This window comes from Streptomyces sp. NPDC059355 (assembly GCF_042752335.1).
Lineage (GTDB): Bacteria > Actinomycetota > Actinomycetes > Streptomycetales > Streptomycetaceae > Streptomyces.
Window position 1 is genome coordinate 94,726 of sequence record NZ_JBHYXN010000027.1, and the last position, 17,783, is coordinate 112,508.

Below are 17,783 nucleotides of genomic sequence, written 5' to 3' on the forward strand. Positions count from 1 at the left end.
TCCCGGACCGGGACCGGGGTCGCGCCCCGGCCCCGGTCCCGGTCCTCAGCGCGCCTCGCGCAGCCAGCCCGCGACCTCGGTCGCCCAGTACGTCAGGATCGTGTCCGCACCCGCCCGCTTGATGCCCAGCAGGGTCTCCAGGATGGCCCGGTCACGCTCGATCCAGCCCTTCTCCGCCGCCGCCTCGATCATCGCGAACTCGCCGCTGATCTGGTACGCGGCGACGGGTACGTCCACCGCCTGCGCGACCCGGTACAGGACGTCCAGGTACGGGCCGGCCGGCTTGACCATCACCATGTCCGCCCCCTCCTCCAGGTCGAGCGCCAGCTCCCGCAGCGACTCCCGCGCGTTCGCCGGGTCCTGCTGGTACGTCTTGCGGTCGCCCTGCAGCGAGGAGGCGACGGCCTCGCGGAAGGGACCGTAGAAGGCGGAGGTGTACTTCGCCGTGTACGCGAGGATCGAGACGTCCTCGTGCCCCGTCTCGTCGAGCGCGTCGCGGATCACGCCGACCTGGCCGTCCATCATCCCGCTCGGGCCCACCACGTGGACGCCCGCGTCGGCCTGGACCTGCGCCATCTCCGCGTACCGCTCCAGCGTGGCGTCGTTGTCGACGCGCCCGTGCTCGTCCAGGACCCCGCAGTGCCCGTGGTCGGTGTACTCGTCCAGGCACAGGTCGGACATGATGACGAGGTCGTCGCCGACCTCCGCCCTCACGTCGCGGATCGCGAGCTGCAGGATCCCGTCCGGCTCGGTGCCCGCCGTGCCCAGGGCGTCCTTGTTCTCGTCGGCCGGGACCCCGAAGAGCATGATCCCCGCGACCCCCGCCTCCACCGCCTCCACCGCGGCCTTGCGCAGCGTGTCGCGGGTGTGCTGGACCACGCCCGGCATCGCCGAGATGGCCAGGGGCTCGCTGATGCCCTCCCGCACGAAGGCCGGGAGGATCAGGTCCGAGGGGTGCAGCCGGTTCTCCGCGACCATCCGCCGCATCGCCGGGGTGGTGCGCAGCCGGCGGGGCCGCGAGCCGGGGAAGGATCCGTACGCGCTCATACTCAGTCGCCTCTTCGAGCTTCGAGAACAGTCGGGATCCAGCGTAGGCCGTACCCGCCGGGCTCCCCGGCACGGGTCAGGGCCCGGACGCGGCGCGTCCGGGCCCTGATCGACTTCTTCCCGCGGTCAGGTGGTGCGGCGGCGCCGCGCCCCCGGCCTGCGCTCGCTCGGCCGGGACACCGACTCGCCGGCCTCCTTGGCGGCCTCGCGGCGCGCCGCGCCGTACTCGGCCAGGGCCTCCGCCAGCTTGCCGACGCTCGGCTCCGGCGACAGGACGTCGACCCGCAGGCCGTGCTCCTCGGCCGTCTTGGCCGTGGCCGGCCCGATGCAGGCGATGACGGTGACGTTGTGCGGCTTCCCGGCGATGCCCACCAGATTGCGCACCGTGCTAGACGACGTGAAGAGAACGGCGTCGAAGCCGCCGCCCTTGATCGCCTCGCGGGTGTCCGCCGGCGGCGGCGACGCGCGCACGGTCCGGTAGGCGGTGACGTCGTCGACCTCCCACCCGAGCTCTATCAGGCCCGCGACCAGCGTCTCGGTCGCGATGTCGGCCCGCGGCAGGAAGACGCGGTCGATCGGGTCGAAGACCGGGTCGTACGGCGGCCAGTCCTCCAGCAGCCCGGCCGCGGACTGCTCGCCGCTCGGCACCAGGTCCGGCTTGACGCCGAACTCGACCAGCGCGGCGGCGGTCTGCTCGCCCACGGCGGCGACCTTGATGCCCGCGAAGGCCCGGGCGTCGAGCCCGTACTCCTCGAACTTCTCCCGCACGGCCTTCACCGCGTTCACGCTGGTGAAGGCGATCCACTCGTAGCGTCCGGTGACGAGCCCCTTCACGGCCCGCTCCATCTGCTGCGGGGTGCGCGGCGGCTCGACGGCGATGGTCGGTACCTCGTGCGGCACCGCACCGTAGGAACGCAGCTGGTCGGAGAGCGAAGCGGCCTGCTCCTTCGTGCGCGGCACGAGGACCCGCCAGCCGAACAGCGGCTTCGACTCGAACCAGGCCAGCTCCTCGCGGCGCGCGGCGGCGCCGTGCTCACCGACCACGGCTATGACGGGCCGGGCGCCCTCGGGCGACGGGAGCACCTTGCCCTGCTTGAACACCTGGGCGATGGTCCCGAGCGTGGCGTTCCAGGTCCGCTGGCGCGTCGTCGTACCGGCGACGGTCACCGTGAGCGGGGTGTCGGGCTTGCGCCCCGCGGACACCAGCTCGGCGGCCGCACTCGAGACGGTCTCCAGCGTCGCCGAGACGACGAGGACGCCGTCGCTGGCGCCCACCTCGCTCCAGCAGCGCGCGGAGGCGCTGCGCGCGTCCACGAACCGCACGTCGGCACCCTGGCCCCCGCGCAGCGGCACCCCCGCGTACGCGGGCACACCGACCGCGGTCGCGACACCGGGCACCACCTCGAAGGGGATGCCGCCGGTCGCGCAGGCGAGCATCTCCTCGGCCGCGTTGCCGTCGAGCCCGGGGTCGCCGGTGACGGCACGGACGACCCGCCTGCCGGAGCGCGCGGCCTCCATGACAAGATTGGCGGCATCTCGGATCACCGGGACACCGGCGGCTGTTGACACTTCGTCAGCAATCGTCAGCTGCGGCGTGTCCACTCCCGCGCGCGCATGCGCGCGTACGACCTCGAGCACCTCGGGCTCCGCGATCAGTACATCCGCGGCCGCGAGCGCCTCGACGGCGCGGAGCGTCAGCAGACCCGGGTCACCGGGGCCGGCACCGAGGAAGGTGACGTGCCCGTGCGCGGCGGCGACCGGAAAAGCGGAGGTGGTCGGACGTGAGGGGTTCAAAGCGATCGCTCCCCCATCAGACCGGCCGCGCCCTTGGCCAGCATCTCGTCCGCGAGTTCGCGGCCGAGCGCCATGGCCTCGTCGTACGACTGGGGCACGGGACCGGTGGTGGACAGCTGCACGAGCGTCGAGCCGTCGAGGGTTCCGACGACGCCGCGCAGGCGCATTTCATTGACAACCTGGCCGTCGGCCAGAAGATCGGCGAGCGCGCCCACGGGCGCGCTGCAGCCGGCCTCCAGGGCGGCGAGCAGGGAACGCTCGGCGGTCACGGCGGCCCGGGTGTGCGGGTCGTCGAGCTCGGCGAGCGAAGCGATGAGCTCCGCGTCGGACGCGAGGCACTCCACGGCCAGGGCACCCTGGCCCGGAGCCGGCAGCACGCTGTCCACGGACAGCAGGTCGGTCGCCTCGGCACCGCGGCCGATCCGGTTCAGCCCGGCGGCGGCGAGGACGACGGCATCCAGCTCGCCGTCGCGCACGAACCCGATCCGCGTGTCCACGTTCCCGCGGATGGCGACCGTCTCGATGCGCTTGCCGAGGGCGCGCGCGTAGTGGTTCAGCTGCGCCGTGCGGCGCGGCGAACCGGTACCGATGCGGGCGCCGTCGGGCAGCTGCTCGAAGGTCAGCCCGTCACGGGCGACGAGCGCGTCGCGCGGGTCCTCGCGCAGCGGCATCGCCGCGATCACGAGCTCCTCGGGCTGCGCGGTCGGCAGGTCCTTCAGCGAGTGGACGGCGAAGTCGACCTCACCGCGCAGCAGCGCGTCGCGCAGCGCCGTGACGAACACGCCGGTGCCGCCGATCTGCGCGAGGTGCTCACGGGACACGTCACCGTACGTCGTGATCTCCACGAGCTCGACGGGCCGGCCGGTGATCGCCCGCACCGCGTCGGCGACATGGCCGGACTGGGACATGGCCAGCTTGCTGCGCCGCGTGCCCAGCCGGAGAGGCTGGTCGAGACGTGGATTCATGATGCCCGTCCTGAGTCGTCGTTCTTGTCTGCCGCATCCGCCCGGCTGACGGAGGCCACCGTCTGCGGGTCGAGATCGAAGAGTTCGCGCAGCGCTTCCGCGTACCCGGCGCCCCCGGGCTCGCTGGCGAGCTGCTTGACGCGCACCGTCGGCGCGTGGAGGAGCTTGTCGACGACGCGGCGCACGGTCTGGGTGACCTCGGCCCGCTGGCGTTCGTCCAAGTCCGGGAGCCGTCCGTCGAGCCGCGCCACTTCCATGGCCACGACCTCGGCGGCCATCGCCCGCAGGGCGACGACGGTCGGCGTGATGTGCGCGGCCCGCTGCGCGGCGCCGAAGGCGGCCACCTCTTCGGCGACTATGCCGCGTACGGCGTCCACGTCGGCGGCCATCGGCGCGTCGGCCGAAGCCTCGGCGAGCGACTCGATGTCGACGAGCCGCACGCCCGGGATCCGGTGCACGGCGGCGTCGATGTCGCGCGGCATGGCCAGGTCCAGCAGGGCCAGCCGTACGGGCGCCACGTCGACCTGGCTGCGGGCGCCCCTGCGGGGCTGGCGCTGCGCGGCGGCCTCGCCCTGGTCGGCCCATGTGCCGTGCAGTTCGAGGGAGTTGGCGTCGACCCCGGTGAGCGCGGCCCGGCCGTCCCCGGCGAGCACCTCGACGGGACACCCGTCCCGCTCGCCGGCCCCGGGCACGATGGTCCGGGCGACCCCGCCGTCGGCGAGCCGCACCCCGGCCGCCGCGGCGGCGGCGAGCCGCGCCACGACGTCCGCGTCCAGCCCCGCCGGGGTTTGAGGCGCCGAGTCCGGGGCGGAGCCCCGGGAGCCGGGAAGGGCCGGGGAGGGGACGAGCCCCGCGGGGCCCACCGCCACGGCCGCGGCCACGTCCTCGCCGGTCAGCACCAGGCCGGTGGCACCGGTACACGAGACGACCACGTCAACACGTGTCAGCTCGTCGACCACCGAGGCCATCGGAACGGCCCTGGCCACCACCCCAGTGCCTGAGGCAACCAGAATCTCGACCAACCGCTCCGCCCGCTCGGCGGTCCGGTTCGCCACCACGACCTCGGCGACGCCCACCCGCGCCAGCGTCGCCGCCGCCAGCGAGGACATCGACCCGGCACCGATCACCAGCGCCCGCTTGCCCTTGGCCCACACGTCCACCGACAGGTGTACGGCCAGCTGCTCCAGCCCGAACGTCACCAGCGACTGCCCGGCCCGGTCGATCCCGGTCTCGGAGTGCGCCCGCTTGCCGACCCGCAGCGCCTGCTGGAAGAGGTCGTTGATCAGGCGCCCGGCGGTGTGCAGCTCCTGCCCCAGCGCCAGCGTGTCCTTGATCTGCCCGAGGATCTGGCCCTCGCCGACCACCATCGAGTCCAGCCCGCACGCCACCGAGAACAGGTGGTGCACCGCCCGGTCCTCGTAGTGCACGTACAGGTACGGAGTGAGCTCCTCGAGCGCCACCCCGCTGTGCTGCGCGAGCAGCGTCGACAGCTCGGCGACACCGGCGTGGAACTTGTCGACGTCCGCGTACAGCTCGATCCGGTTGCAGGTGGCGAGCACCGCCGCCTCCGTCGCCGGCTCCGCGGCGAGCGTGTCGTGCAGCAGCTTGACCTTGGCATCGGCGGACAGCGAGGCACGCTCCAGCACGCTCACCGGCGCGCTGCGGTGACTCAGCCCTACGACGAGCAGACTCATGCCGGCATCACCGCCGGAACGTCGCCCTCGGGGCCGTTCTTGCGTGCGACGGCGGCGGCCCGCCCGGCCGGCGGCTCGACGGCCGCGGCGGGGGCCGCACCGGAACCGGCGCCCGGGACCCCGGCGACGCCCTCGTCGCCGGGTACGGAGGCGGCAGCGGCGGAGGCACCGGCGCTGGCCGCCGCCTCCTCGCCCGCCTTGCGCTGCTCGTGGAAGGCCAGGATCTGCAGCTCGATCGACAGGTCGACCTTGCGCACGTCCACGCCGTCCGGCACCGACAGCACGGTCGGCGCGAAGTTCAGGATGGAGGTGACACCGGCGGCGATCAGCCGCTCGCTCACCTGCTGGGCCGCGCCCGCCGGGGTCGCGATGACGCCGATGGAGACACCGTTCTCCTCGATGATCTTCTCGAGGTCGTCGGTGTGCTGCACCGGCATGCCCGCGACCGGCTTGCCGGCCATGGCGGGGTCGGCGTCGATCAGCGCCGCGACGCGGAAGCCGCGCGCGGAGAAGCCGCCGTAGTTGGCCAGGGCCGCGCCGAGGTTGCCGATGCCGACGATCACGACCGGCCAGTCCTGGGTCAGGCCCAGTTCGCGGGAGATCTGGTAGACGAGGTACTCGACGTCGTAGCCGACGCCGCGCGTCCCGTACGAGCCCAGGTAGGAGAAGTCCTTGCGGAGCTTGGCGGAGTTGACTCCGGCCGCCGCCGCGAGCTCCTCGGAGGACACCGTGGGCACCGATCGCTCGGAGAGCGCGGTGAGTGCGCGCAAGTACAGCGGAAGCCGGGCGACAGTGGCCTCGGGAATACCTCGGCTGCGGGTCGCCGGTCGGTGAGTTCGGCCAGTTGCCACGATGCTCCTGCGGGATGAGCGGGGCTGCAGGCGGTCACTTGTCCCAAGACCGCCCCGTCGAATGCAGGCTATGTCTTTGTGAACGCGTGCACAAAGATTGTGTCCGCTTTGTCCGAGCAAAGTGACCGGGGTCACGCGACCCGGGTGCGCGGGGCGGGAACCCACAACACGCCGAACCCGTTCAAATCCCGAGGGGGGCAAAACGGTACACACTCCTCATCGATACGCCCCCGAGACCCCATAAATCGCCCATGATGGTAACCGGCCGGAGGCTCAGCCCTCCAATGCGCGGCGCAGCCGGTCCGGGTTCACCCTCCAGAAGGTGTGCTGTTCGCCGTCCACCAGCACCACCGGGATCTGCTCCCAGTACAGCCGGTAGAGCTCCTCGTCGTGCGAGATGTCCTTCTTCTCCCACTGCGCTCCGACTTCCGCGCAGACCTTCTCGACCACCTCCTGGGCGTCGTCGCACAGATGGCACCCCGGCTTCCCGACGAGCGTGACCAACCGCTCGCCGGGACGCTTCTTTTCCTTACGGCGCAGCAAAGGGCTCATGCCCCCCATTCTCCCGCGCCGCCGTGTAACACCACGGCACCGAAGAGTTCACGCCCCCGGCATCCCGCGGGTTCGGGAACTCCCGAACACAATGGCTATGCTCGCGTCATGGCCGCTCTGGGATGGCTCACCCCCCGTAGGCGCTCCGCAACCGCGCGGAGCGTGCTGGCAGGCGAGGCCTCGGCCGAGGCCGCCCGCAAGACCGCGCAGACCCTCGACGTCATCGACGCGGACGCCGGACCACCGGCCGACTCCGAGGAAGCCGCCGAGGCCGCGGCAGCGGAGGCCGCCGAGGAAGCGGAACCGGCCGAGCCCGAGTTCCCCGTCGCCGGCGACGACCTCGCCGCCGCCTTCTTCGACCTCGACAACACCGTCATGCAGGGCGCCGCGATCTTCCACTTCGGCCGCGGCCTCTACAAGCGCGAGTTCTTCCACCGCCGCGAACTCGCCCGTTTCGCGTGGCAGCAGGCCTGGTTCCGGCTCGCCGGGGTCGAGGACCCCGAACACATGCAGGACGCCCGCGACAGCGCCCTCTCCATCGTCAAGGGCCACAAGGTCTCCGAACTCATGGCGATCGGCGAGGAGATCTACGACGAGTACATGGCGGAGCGGATCTGGCCGGGCACCCGCGCCCTGGCCCAGGCCCACCTCGACGCCGGCCAGAAGGTGTGGCTCGTCACGGCCGCGCCCGTGGAGACCGCCACGATCATCGCCCGCCGCCTCGGCCTGACCGGGGCCCTCGGCACGGTCGCGGAGTCCGTCGACGGCATCTACACCGGCCGGCTCGTCGGCGAGCCGCTGCACGGGCCCGCGAAGGCCGAGGCGGTCCGCGCCCTGGCCGCCGCCGAGGGACTCGACCTCGAACGCTGCGCCGCGTACTCCGATTCGCACAACGACATTCCGATGCTGTCACTGGTCGGACATCCGTACGCGATCAATCCCGACACAAAACTGCGCAAGCATGCCCGGGCACACGACTGGCGGCTGCGCGACTATCGGACCGGCCGCAAGGCCGTGAAGGTCGGCGTCCCGGCGGCCGCCGGGGTCGGCGCGATCGCGGGCGGCGCGGCCGCCGCGATCGCCCTGCACCGCCGCCGCAAGTAGCCCGCGGCACGCCCTCGCGGGCCCGCCACCCGGCCGCCGCCTGCACCGAAGCCGTCCGGACGTCCGCCGGGCGGCTTCTCGTGTGCCTCGGGATCGCTGCGCGGCAGGCATTCCCCCACCTCTACCCCCGCGCCCGGCGCGGCACTCCCGCATGCCCGACTCGGTCGCGAGCCAGCGTGGAAGCGTCCATTCCGCGCGCCCAACCGATCAAGAAGCGATCACCAATTGCGACTGAATATGCCTTCGACACGCAACAGAAGTGTCGGAATCGGTGATTTGAGCAACTGGGTGTAGCGCTGCCTGTACGAAGCGTTATTCTCCTCAAACGCATGCCACCGGCCATCTGTCGCCACGACGGGTGAACGGTCCCGCACTGCACGTGATGGAAGCTCTGCCTCTGGGAGTCCCGTGTACCCACCTGTCGGGGTTGACGCCTCGGGCCTGGCTACGCTGCGCGCAACGGTCCTAGACCACCTGCGTGGCTTCGTCCCCACCGCGTACGCCGTCCCCGCCTTCGCCGCCGCGGTCCCTGCCGGCCTCGGCCCGGCCGGTCCCTGCTATGCCCTGACCGACGGCGGAGCGACGGTGGGCAGACGCGGTCGCGCGGGAGGAGGTGCCGGCGCCGCCGCAAGCGGAACGAGCGCGCCCGCCGCCCGCCGCCCCACCGCGGACAGCGACCAGGCCCGCATGATGGACCTGGTCGAACGCGCCCAGGCCGGCGAGGCCGAGGCCTTCGGCCGGCTGTACGACCAGTACAGCGACACGGTGTACCGCTACATCTACTACCGCGTCGGCGGCAAGGCGACCGCGGAGGACCTCACCAGTGAGACCTTCCTGCGCGCGCTGCGCCGCATCTCCACCTTCACCTGGCAGGGCCGCGACTTCGGCGCCTGGCTCGTGACGATCGCCCGCAACCTGGTCGCGGACCACTTCAAGTCCAGTCGCTTCCGCCTGGAAGTGACCACGGGCGAGATGCTGGACGCGAACGAGGTGGAACGATCCCCCGAGGACTCCGTCCTGGAGTCCCTCTCCAACGCCGCCCTGCTGGAAGCCGTGCGCAAGCTCAATCCCCAGCAGCAGGAGTGCGTGACCCTGCGGTTCCTCCAAGGCCTGTCGGTCGCCGAGACCGCCCGGGTGATGGGGAAGAACGAGGGCGCGATCAAGACGCTCCAGTACCGGGCGGTTCGCACCCTGGCCCGCCTGCTGCCGGACGACGCCCGCTGACCTCCGCGCCGCGCACCGCCACACCCGCGCACCGCCCGGATCCCCCACACCTTCCGACCCTCCTGACAATCCACACAACCGGTGACCCCTCGATGACGCTGTGGTCCGATCATCCTTCGTCCGTAACCCAAGTGCCGCGCCGCTCGTTGTGCGGAATGCAGGCTCCCTGTGGACACGCCCTGCCCGAAGCCGCTCACTCGAAAGTGTGGATGTGCTCAAGGAAGGCAACCTTCCGGACACCTTGGGGAGTCGATCGTCATGACGAGAGGAGGTGCCGCCAGTGATCGCGAACGTGACTCCGCACCGGCGGGCGAACGCCTTCGCCCAGGCCCTGGAGGATCGGACCCCATCCGACCTTTCGGAACCGGACCCGGCGGCCGAGCAGTCCGAGGCACCTGCCGAACCTGCCGACCACGACCGGTTGTTGACCCTGGCGAGTGCGCTCGGCGAACGTATGCCGCGCCCGGTGCTGGAACCCGAGGTCAAAGTGGTGCAACGAGCCCAGCTCGTGGCTGCCATGGAGGCCATGGTGATGGAAGAGAGGGCCGGGGGCCGTGCCGCCTCGGACCCTCGGATGCCCGAACAGCGGACAGGCCGTGGCGCCCACCGGGCGACCTCGCTCCGGAAATTGCGGCCCCGCTCCCGCTGGTCCAAGGGCATCGCAGCGGGCGGCCTCACCGTGGGTGTGGCCGCGGGGGCCTTCAGCGGCGTGGCCGCTGCCAGCACGGACGCCCTGCCCGGTGACTCCCTCTACCCCGTCAAACGGGGTATGGAGGACCTGAAGCTCGGGATGGCCGACGAGGACGCGGACCGGGGCGAGCTCTACCTCGACCAGGCCTCCAACCGCCTGTCGGAAGCCCGCAGGCTGATGGAGCGCGGCCGGTCGGGCGCACTGGACCACGAATCGCTCGGCGCGATCCGCCGGGCTCTGGACGGCATGAAGCACGACGCGGCCGAAGGCCACCGACTGCTCCAGGCGGCCTACGAACGGGACGGCTCGCTCGGCCCGATCCAGACCCTGTCGTCCTTCTCCCGCTCCCACCGCGACGCGTGGGGCCGGCTCCGGGAGAAGCTCCCCGCGCAGCTCAACGACGTGGGCGGGGAAGTCGAGTCGGTCTTCCAGGCCATAGACGATGACGTGGCGCCGCTGCAGAGCATGCTCCCGAAGCCCCCGGAGCAGACCCGCGGCGGCACGGGCGCCCCGGCCAAACCGAGCACTCCGGCCGGGCAGCACCAGAGCGCACCGGCGGCGGGCTCGCCCTCGGCCAGCCCGACCCCGCCGGCGACCGCCGGCGGCAAGCCCTCACCCGCCCCAGGCGGCCTCCTGGGCGGCACGGGGGACCTCCTCCACCCGCCCACGGGCCAGAACACCCCGGCGGCCTCGTCCTCCCCGGAGCGCGTGGCACCGGAGATCACCCTCCCGCCCCTGCTCCCGGGCCTCCTCCCGGGCCTGGGCATCCAGGCGGAGGACACCGAGTAACACCGCACACGGCGCAGGCCCTCACCCCGACCGGGGTGAGGGCCTGCGCCGTATCGCAAAAGTCGGAAGAACACGGACCGCCGCTGGACCAGCAGCTTGTACAGCGTGTGCTGGAGCCCCTCCACGACGCCGACCTCGCACTGCTCGGCCCCAGGGGCCTCACAGGCTTCGCCCGGCTGCGCCGGACTCCGTCCGTCGAGGCCCGGGCCCGGGCCCGGCCCGCCCGACCATGGACCGCCCGTTCCGTCAGAAGAACACGGACCGCCGCTGGACCAGCAGCTTGTACAGCGTGTGCTGGATCTGCTCGCGGACCTCGTCCGTCAGGTTGAACATCAGCATCGGGTCCTCCGCCGCCTCCGGCGGGTACCCGTCCGTCGCGATCGGCTCGCCGAACTGGATCGTCCACTTCGTCGGCAGCGGCACCGCCCCCAGCGGCCCCAGCCAAGGGAACGTCGGCGTGATCGGGAAGTACGGGATCCCCAACAGCCTCGCCACGGTCTTCGCGTTGCCGACCATCGGGTAGATCTCCTCCGCCCCCACGATCGAGCAGGGCACGATCGGCGTTCCCGCGCGCAGCGCCGTCGACACGAACCCGCCGCGCCCGAACCGCTGGAGCTTGTACCGGTCTCCGAACGGCTTCCCTATCCCCTTGAAGCCCTCCGGCATCACCCCGACCAGCTCGCCGGCTTCCAGCAGCCGCTGCGCGTCCTCCGAGCACGCCAGCGTGTGCCCGGCCTTGCGCGCCAGCTCGTTCACCACCGGCAGCATGAACACCAGGTCCGCCGCCAGCAGCCGCAGGTGCCGCTGCGCCGGGTGGTGGTCGTGGACCGCCACCTGCATCATCAGCCCGTCCAGCGGCAGCGTCCCCGAGTGGTTCGCCACGATCAGCGCACCGCCCTCGGCCGGGATGTTCTCGATGCCCTTGACCTCGACCCGGAAGTACTTGTCGAACAGCGGCCGCATCAAGGACATCAGGACCTGGTCCGTCAGCTCCTTGTCGTAGCCGAACTCGTCGACCTCGTAGTCCCCAGTGACCCGGCGCCGCAGGAACGCCAGCCCGCCGGCGATCCGCCGGTCCCAGGCCGCCCCGCCGGACTCCACCGCGGCGGGCTCCGCCACGGCCGCCTCCACGGCCTCCGCCACCGGATCCGGAGCGGGCACCGCCCGTACCCTGCGGCTCCCGGCGACCCGCCGGCGCGGCCGGTCCTCGTCGAACGGAATGACCTTGGCATCCGCCACTATCGCTGCGCTCCCTCTTCGGCTCCGGCAACCCCGACGTTCGAGCTGTCCACCTTCAGCGCGGCGGCAACCCGGTCCACGACCTGCCCCGCCTGCTCCGGCGGCAGCAGCCCCTTCCCGCGACTGCGCGCGAAATCGGCGAACGTCTCCACGGTCGTGTACATGGGCTTGAATCCCAGCACCTCCCGCATCTGCGAAGTCTCCACGACCCGCCCGTGCGTCAGCAGTCTGATCTGCTCCGGCGAGAAATCGGTGACGCCCACCGCCCGCAGCGCCGACCCCACCCACGTCACCGCGGGCAGCAGCAGCGGCACCGTCGGCCGCCCCAGCCGGCGCGCGCACTGCGACAGGAGCAGCACCCCGTCCCCCGCGATGTTGAAGGTCCCGCTGTTCAGCGTCCCGCGCCCGGGCTCCCCCGCCGCCAGCCGCAGCACGTCCAGGACATCGTCCTCGTGCACGAACTGGAGCCGCGGGTCGTACCCCAGCACCGTCGGCATCACCGGCATCGAGAAGTACTCGGCGAGCGCGGAGTCCGCGTACGGCCCCAGGATGTTCGCGAAGCGCAGCACGCACACCGCCACGTCCGGCCGCCTGCGCGCGAAGCCCCGTACATACGACTCGACCTCGACGGCGTCCTTGGCGAAGCCTCCCGCCGGCAGCGACTTGGGCTGCGTGGTCTCCGTGAAAACGGCCGGATCCCGCGAGGCGCCCCCGTACACGCCGGTACTGGACTTCACCACGAGCCGCCGTACCGTCGGCGACTTCTGGCAGGCCCCGAGCAGCTGCATCGTGCCGATGACGTTGGTTTCCTTGACGGCACTGCCCGTGCCGCCCGCGCCCGCGCCGCCGCCGGTCACGGCGAGATGGACCACCGTGTCCACGGCGTGCTCGGCGAGCACCCGGGCGATGGACGACTGCCTGATGTCCGTACGGATGAACTCCGCCGATCCGAGCCGGTGCGGCGGCGCCACCGCGTCGACCGCGATGACCCGAGCAACCTCGGGATCACGCTGGATGCGCCGCACGAAGCGGCCCCCCAGCTGCCGGGCAGCCCCGGTAACGAGCACGACCTTCCCCACGAGCTCCGCGCCTTCCTCGTCGTCCCCCGGCTACACCGCAGCCCCTCCACCAAAGTCTGGTGGAGGGGCTGCGGAGAACACGTACAGCTGCCGTTTACTTCTTGTTACGGCGCTGGACGCGGGTGCGCTTGAGCAGCTTGCGGTGCTTCTTCTTAGCCATCCGCTTGCGCCGCTTCTTGATAACAGAGCCCACGACTACCCTCGCTCACTTCTCGGAACATCTCCGCGCTAGCGGAGATCGGTGCGGGGCGTCTGGGCCCACACGACCTACGTCGGCCTAGCCTACCCGCCCAAGCTCCGAGCCCGTAATCCGAGGGACACCGCAGGTCAATCTCAGGCCGACTCCACCCCCACATAGGACTCTCGGAGGTACTCGTGAACCGCGTTTTCGGGGACCCGGAAGGACCGGCCCACCCGGATTGCGGGCAGATGACCGTTATGCACCAAGCGGTACACGGTCATCTTCGACACTCGCATCACCGAGGCAACCTCTGCCACGGTCAGGAACACGACCTCGCTGAGAGGCCTCTCGCCAGCAGCCATGCCACACCTTGACCTTCCGCGCATGACGGGCACCGGCTTCCCCTCCGGTTACTCCTCGTCGTCGCACGCTCACTCCCCAGAGTAGGGGCGTGTGATACGAGTGGGGAAGAGGAGCTACGGCCACTCCTGCGCACCCGGCAGTCTCGCCCGATCGAGTACATAGCGAATCAGCGGTCTGTAGTAGTCCGCGTGCACCGCGTCATCAAGCGGAACGGCCACCGCCACCCGCCCCTCCGCCTCGCCGACGAACAGCGCCGGGTCGTCCGTATCCGCCAGCCCGATCGCCTCCACACCCAGCTGACCTGCGCCGCAGACCCACCCGTGGTCCCCCACCACCAATTCCGGCAAGGGCCCGCCGGCCTCCGCGAGAGCCCCCAGCGCGATCCGAACCGGCAGAGGTGAATGGGTGTGCACGCCGGTGGCACTCCCCGGCGGCCGCGCGCCGGGTTCCCGCACCAACGCGACTCCCCGTACGTAATCGATGCTGTGCCTGCGTACGCCGAACCGGGTCGCCATGTCGACACGGGCCCCCTGCGCCGGAGTGAGCACAACACATCCCACCGCCGACAGGGCCCGAGCCAAACTGGCGTAGAACCCCAGGAGACGGTGCGGATGACCCGTCCCGAACAACACGGGCGACCGCGCCCCGGCCGCCTCCCGCAGCCGCTCCGCGAACGCCTCCAGACCCGCCAGCGTCAGCTCCGGATCGATCACGTCCGGCCCTCTGACGTGCGCCGGATCCGCCGAGACCCCGCACTTGCCCGCCATCAGCCTCAGCAGGTCACCCTCGCCCCAGCCCCACTCCGGAACCAGCCCCAGCAGCACCCGCGGATCCCGGGCCGCGAACAACCGGTAGCTGCGCAGACTCTCCTCCCGCGACGTGGCGACGGGCCCGGCCAACCGGGCGGCCAGCAGATGCGCACGCAGCGCGCCGGTGCTCAACACCCTCCGATGCTGCCGCACACCACCGGGCCGATCATCAATTCCCGGGAACAGCCCCACCGTTGGCGTAACGATGCTTCGCCCCGCGCAGGCCTCAGGTGAGCAGACCGCGCAACGGGAACACCGCGCGCCGCGTCGCCAGAACGGCCTGATCGATCCGGTCGGCCGGATCGTAGCCCGCCTCCCAGTCCCGCCACGCCACCGTCCGCCCGTCCGTCATCCGGGCCGGCCCCGGCTGCCGCGTCCGCGCGTACACCTCGTCCCGCCACGCCTGCGGCACCGCCGCCTGCGGATCGACCGGACGGTGCGCCGCGATCCCCACGAGATGCGTCCACGACCGCGGCACGACGTCCACGACCGCGTACCCGCCGCCGCCCAGGGCCAGCCACCTGCCGCCCGCGTACTCGTGCGCGAGCCGGTGACAGGCCTCCTGCACCGACCGCTGTGCGTCCAGCGACACCGCCAGATGCGCCAGCGGATCCTCGAAGTGCGTGTCCGCCCCGTGCTGGGTCACCAGCACCTGCGGCCGGAACTCCTCCAGCAACTCCGGCACCGTGGCGTGGAAGGCCCGCAGCCACCCCTCGTCCCCGGTCCCGGCGGGCAGCGCCACGTTCACCGCGGAACCCTCCGCGGCGGGGCCGCCCGTCTCCTCCGGCCAGCCGGTCTGCGGGAACAGCGTGCGCGGATGCTCGTGCAGCGAGATCGTCAGCACGCGCGGGTCGTCCCAGAACACCGTCTGGACCCCGTCCCCGTGGTGCACGTCCACATCCACGTACGCGACCCGCTCGGCCCCCAGCTCCAGCAGCCTCGCGATCGCCAGCGCCGCGTCGTTGTAGACGCAGAACCCGGCCGCCCCGCCCGGCATCGCGTGGTGCAGCCCGCCCGCGAAGTTCACCGCGTGCTCGGCCTCCCCGTGCCAGACCGCCTCCGCCGCCGCCACCGACTGCCCGGCGATCAGCGCCGAGGCCTCGTGCATCCCGTGGAAGGCCGGATCGTCCATCGTCCCCAGCCCGTACGATCCGTCGGCCGCCCCCGGATCCGCGGACACCTCGCGCACCGCGGCCACGTAGTCCTCCCGGTGGACCAGCCGCAGCGTCGAGTCACCGGCCGCGCGGGCCGCCCGCACCTCCATCTCCCGGTCCAGCCCGAAGGCGCGCACCAGGCCCATGGTCAGCGCCAGGCGCACCGGGTCCATCGGATGGCTCGGTCCGAAGTCATACCTCGTTACCGCCTCGTCCCACATCAACAGCCCGGTCACCGGCTCGCCGCTCATGCCCGACACCGTATCGGGCGCCCTCCGCGCCGAACGAGCGGGCTTGGAAGAGTGTCACGAGGACCAGCACCATCGGCACGAGCATCGCGCCCCGATAGCTCCAGGCGTCCCCGATCCCGCCGACGAGCGGCGATCCGATCAGGAAGCCCACGTAGTTGAAGATGTTCAGCCGCGCGATGGCGGTGTCGGAAGCACCCGGGAAGAGCCGGCCCGCCGCCGCGAAGGTCTGCGGCACGATCACGCACAGCCCGATCCCCAGCAGAGTGAACCCGAGCATCCCCGTCCACGCCCCGGGCGCGGCCGCCACCACCGCGAACCCGCCGGCCGCGACCACCGTCCCGATCCGCACGACGGCCACCGCCCCGAAGCGCCGCACGCCCAGGTCCCCGACGGCCCGCCCGATCAGCGTGGTCACCATGTACACGTTGTACGGAACCGTCGCCAGCTGCTCCGAGCTCCCCAGCACGTCCTGGAGGTACTTGGCGCTCCAGTTCGAGACGGTCGAATCCCCGATGTACGCGCACGCCATCACCAGGCACAGCGGCAGCAGCAGCCGGAACCCCCCGGCCCCGAGCCCCTTCTCGGCGGCGGCCCGGTCCTCGGCGTCCTGCCGGTCGACGTAGGACCGGGACCCGTAGAACGCGAGCGGCAGCAGCACGACCACGGCCGGCAGGTACGAGGTGAACAGCGACAGGTGCCAGTGCGCCCCGGCCCACGCCGCGGACGCGCCGACGATCCCGCCCAGGCTGTACGCGGCGTGGAAGCCGAGCATGATGCTACGCCCGTACGCCCGCTGCAGGCTCACCCCGAGCATGTTCATCGAGGCGTCGAGCGCCCCGACGGACAGCCCGAACGCCCCCAGTGCCAGCGCCGCGTGCCACATCTGCGTACCGGCACCGACACCCAGCAGGGCGAGCAGGACGAGCGGCTGCGCCCACCGCAGTACGGTGGCCGCCCCGACCCGCTTCACGAGGTGCTCGGTGGCGACGCTGGAGGCCCCGGCGAGGATCGGCACGGCGGCGAGGAAGGCGGGCAGCAGCCCGTCGGATATCCCGTACCGGTCCTGGATGGCGGGGATCCGCGTCACGAGGAGGGCGAAGGTCACGCCCTGCACGAAGAAACTGAACCCCAGGGACCCGCGCCCACGGCGGAGCCGCACATCAGCTGTCATGGCGGCACAGCGTAGGCCTGCGGGCTACCCGTGGGTAGAGAGATCACGCAGGGAGTTCCAGAAGGCCCGTCAGCTCCTTCATCTCCCCGAACAGACCGGTGGCCCCGGCCAGCCGCTCGGCGGGCGTCATCGCGGTGAACCCGTACACGTCCATCCCGGCCGAGACGGCTGCCCGCACCCCGAGCGGACTGTCCTCGATCACCACGCACCGCGCGGGCTCGACGCCCATGGACCGGGCCGCGTGCAGGAACAGATCGGGAGCCGGCTTCCCCTTCCCCACGTCCTGGGAACTGAAGATCCATTCCTCTTCGAACCACCCGCCGAGCCCGGCCGCCCGGTGTCCGACCCGGATCCGCTCGTGACTCCCGGAGGAGGCCAGGCAGTACGGCACCCCGTGGGCGGTCAGTGCCCCGAGTACGTCCACGGCGCCGGCGACCGGCGACAGCTCCCGCTCGAACGCGGCGAAGGTCCGCGCGTGCAGGGTCGCGTCGAACTCGGCCGGCAGCCGCTGCCCGGTCCGCTCGAGCACGAGGTCGTGCACCCGGTGCACTGCGGCACCCATGTAGTCGCGGAGCGAGTCCTCGTACGAGGTGGGATGCCCCAACTCGGTGAGGTACCCGGCGAGGATCGTGTTGGCGACCGGCTCACTGTCCACCAGCACGCCGTCGTTGTCGAAGATGACGAGGTCGTAGCCCATGCCCCGACCCTACGCACGCAAAAGATGCCCGTAAACGCAGAAAAGCCCCGTACCGGATACCCGGTACGGGGCTTTCTACAATGATTGTTCGGCGGCGTCCTACTCTCCCACAGGGTCCCCCCTGCAGT

The 17,783-nt window shown here is 71.7% G+C and carries 17 protein-coding genes; 3 read left to right on the top strand and 14 right to left on the bottom strand.

The genetic code is table 11. The features are described 5' to 3' along the window. Positions 1-45: 45 nt before the first annotated feature. The 6 genes from hemB to ACFXGI_RS24765 form a co-directional block, all read right to left on the bottom strand. Entirely contained in the window at positions 46-1,047 is a 1,002-nt protein-coding gene (gene hemB, locus ACFXGI_RS24740) for a porphobilinogen synthase (protein ID WP_384710506.1), read from the bottom strand. 126 nt (positions 1,048-1,173) lie between these two features. Next, positions 1,174-2,841: a uroporphyrinogen-III synthase gene (locus ACFXGI_RS24745; protein ID WP_384710509.1), complete on the bottom strand. Its 1,668-nt coding sequence runs from the start codon at positions 2,839-2,841 to the stop codon at positions 1,174-1,176. Beyond that, complete coding sequence (gene hemC, locus ACFXGI_RS24750) at positions 2,838-3,806, bottom strand: hydroxymethylbilane synthase (RefSeq protein WP_384710512.1); 969 nt, start codon at positions 3,804-3,806, stop codon at positions 2,838-2,840. Before hemC ends, ACFXGI_RS24745 begins: the two co-directional genes overlap by 4 nt. Further along, positions 3,803-5,500 carry a glutamyl-tRNA reductase gene (locus tag ACFXGI_RS24755; protein ID WP_384710515.1) on the bottom strand — a complete coding sequence of 566 codons (1,698 nt, stop codon included), beginning with the start codon at positions 5,498-5,500 and terminating at the stop codon, positions 3,803-3,805. Before ACFXGI_RS24755 ends, hemC begins: the two co-directional genes overlap by 4 nt. Then, the gene (locus ACFXGI_RS24760; RefSeq protein WP_384710518.1) at positions 5,497-6,351 is read right to left on the bottom strand and encodes a redox-sensing transcriptional repressor Rex; all 855 of its coding nucleotides are present in this window, start codon (positions 6,349-6,351) and stop codon (positions 5,497-5,499) included. The genes ACFXGI_RS24755 and ACFXGI_RS24760 overlap by 4 nt, the downstream gene beginning before the upstream one ends. Before the next feature lie 273 nt (positions 6,352-6,624). Continuing rightward, positions 6,625-6,912, bottom strand: coding sequence for a glutaredoxin family protein (locus ACFXGI_RS24765; RefSeq protein WP_384710521.1), 288 nt, complete (start codon positions 6,910-6,912; stop codon positions 6,625-6,627). 99 nt (positions 6,913-7,011) lie between these two features. Here ACFXGI_RS24765 and ACFXGI_RS24770 point away from each other — a divergent pair, with 99 nt between their 5' ends. The 3 genes from ACFXGI_RS24770 to ACFXGI_RS24780 all read left to right on the top strand — a co-directional run bounded on the left by ACFXGI_RS24770 (position 7,012) and on the right by ACFXGI_RS24780 (position 10,711). Continuing rightward, positions 7,012-8,007 carry an HAD family hydrolase gene (locus tag ACFXGI_RS24770; protein WP_384710524.1) on the top strand — a complete coding sequence of 332 codons (996 nt, stop codon included), beginning with the start codon at positions 7,012-7,014 and terminating at the stop codon, positions 8,005-8,007. A 408-nt stretch (positions 8,008-8,415) separates the two neighbouring features. Next, on the top strand, positions 8,416-9,231 hold the full coding sequence (locus tag ACFXGI_RS24775) for an ECF subfamily RNA polymerase sigma factor, BldN family (RefSeq protein WP_384710527.1): 816 nt from the start codon (positions 8,416-8,418) through the stop codon (positions 9,229-9,231). 280 nt (positions 9,232-9,511) lie between these two features. Beyond that, positions 9,512-10,711 (top strand): DUF5667 domain-containing protein, encoded by a 1,200-nt coding sequence (locus tag ACFXGI_RS24780; RefSeq protein ID WP_384710530.1) that lies wholly within the window; start codon positions 9,512-9,514, stop codon positions 10,709-10,711. A 246-nt stretch (positions 10,712-10,957) separates the two neighbouring features. Here ACFXGI_RS24780 and ACFXGI_RS24785 read toward each other — a convergent pair whose 3' ends face one another. The 8 genes from ACFXGI_RS24785 to ACFXGI_RS24820 all read right to left on the bottom strand — a co-directional run bounded on the left by ACFXGI_RS24785 (position 10,958) and on the right by ACFXGI_RS24820 (position 17,655). Next, complete coding sequence (locus ACFXGI_RS24785) at positions 10,958-11,950, bottom strand: lysophospholipid acyltransferase family protein (protein ID WP_030869695.1); 993 nt, start codon at positions 11,948-11,950, stop codon at positions 10,958-10,960. Next, positions 11,950-13,029, bottom strand: a complete 1,080-nt coding sequence (locus ACFXGI_RS24790; RefSeq protein WP_384710533.1) for an NAD-dependent epimerase/dehydratase family protein — start codon at positions 13,027-13,029, stop codon at positions 11,950-11,952. Before ACFXGI_RS24790 ends, ACFXGI_RS24785 begins: the two co-directional genes overlap by 1 nt. Positions 13,030-13,123: 94 nt before the next feature. After that, entirely contained in the window at positions 13,124-13,222 is a 99-nt protein-coding gene (locus ACFXGI_RS24795; protein ID WP_003948845.1) for a 30S ribosomal protein bS22, read from the bottom strand. Between the two features lie 140 nt (positions 13,223-13,362). Further along, entirely contained in the window at positions 13,363-13,572 is a 210-nt protein-coding gene (locus ACFXGI_RS24800; protein ID WP_158708561.1) for a helix-turn-helix domain-containing protein, read from the bottom strand. A gap of 114 nt (positions 13,573-13,686) precedes the next feature. Then, entirely contained in the window at positions 13,687-14,517 is an 831-nt protein-coding gene (locus ACFXGI_RS24805) for a phosphatase (RefSeq protein ID WP_384710536.1), read from the bottom strand. Positions 14,518-14,608: 91 nt separating this feature from the next. Further along, positions 14,609-15,757, bottom strand: a complete 1,149-nt coding sequence (locus tag ACFXGI_RS24810) for an acetoin utilization protein AcuC (RefSeq protein WP_384710557.1) — start codon at positions 15,755-15,757, stop codon at positions 14,609-14,611. Beyond that, positions 15,729-16,958: an MFS transporter gene (locus ACFXGI_RS24815; protein WP_384710539.1), complete on the bottom strand. Its 1,230-nt coding sequence runs from the start codon at positions 16,956-16,958 to the stop codon at positions 15,729-15,731. Before ACFXGI_RS24815 ends, ACFXGI_RS24810 begins: the two co-directional genes overlap by 29 nt. 43 nt (positions 16,959-17,001) lie before the next feature. Next, positions 17,002-17,655 carry an HAD family hydrolase gene (locus ACFXGI_RS24820; protein WP_384710541.1) on the bottom strand — a complete coding sequence of 218 codons (654 nt, stop codon included), beginning with the start codon at positions 17,653-17,655 and terminating at the stop codon, positions 17,002-17,004. Positions 17,656-17,783: the final 128 nt, after the last annotated feature.

Coding starts and splice junctions, on each gene's coding strand:
- hemB (WP_384710506.1), bottom strand. CDS start 1,047: ATGAGCGCGTACGGATCCTTCCCCGGCTCGCGGCCCCGCCGGCTGCGC.
- ACFXGI_RS24820 (WP_384710541.1), bottom strand. CDS start 17,655: ATGGGCTACGACCTCGTCATCTTCGACAACGACGGCGTGCTGGTGGAC.
- ACFXGI_RS24755 (WP_384710515.1), bottom strand. CDS start 5,500: ATGAGTCTGCTCGTCGTAGGGCTGAGTCACCGCAGCGCGCCGGTGAGC.
- ACFXGI_RS24810 (WP_384710557.1), bottom strand. CDS start 15,757: ATGTGGGACGAGGCGGTAACGAGGTATGACTTCGGACCGAGCCATCCG.
- hemC (WP_384710512.1), bottom strand. CDS start 3,806: ATGAATCCACGTCTCGACCAGCCTCTCCGGCTGGGCACGCGGCGCAGC.
- ACFXGI_RS24765 (WP_384710521.1), bottom strand. CDS start 6,912: ATGGGGGGCATGAGCCCTTTGCTGCGCCGTAAGGAAAAGAAGCGTCCC.
- ACFXGI_RS24800 (WP_158708561.1), bottom strand. CDS start 13,572: ATGGCTGCTGGCGAGAGGCCTCTCAGCGAGGTCGTGTTCCTGACCGTG.
- ACFXGI_RS24815 (WP_384710539.1), bottom strand. CDS start 16,958: ATGACAGCTGATGTGCGGCTCCGCCGTGGGCGCGGGTCCCTGGGGTTC.
- ACFXGI_RS24770 (WP_384710524.1), top strand. CDS start 7,012: ATGGCCGCTCTGGGATGGCTCACCCCCCGTAGGCGCTCCGCAACCGCG.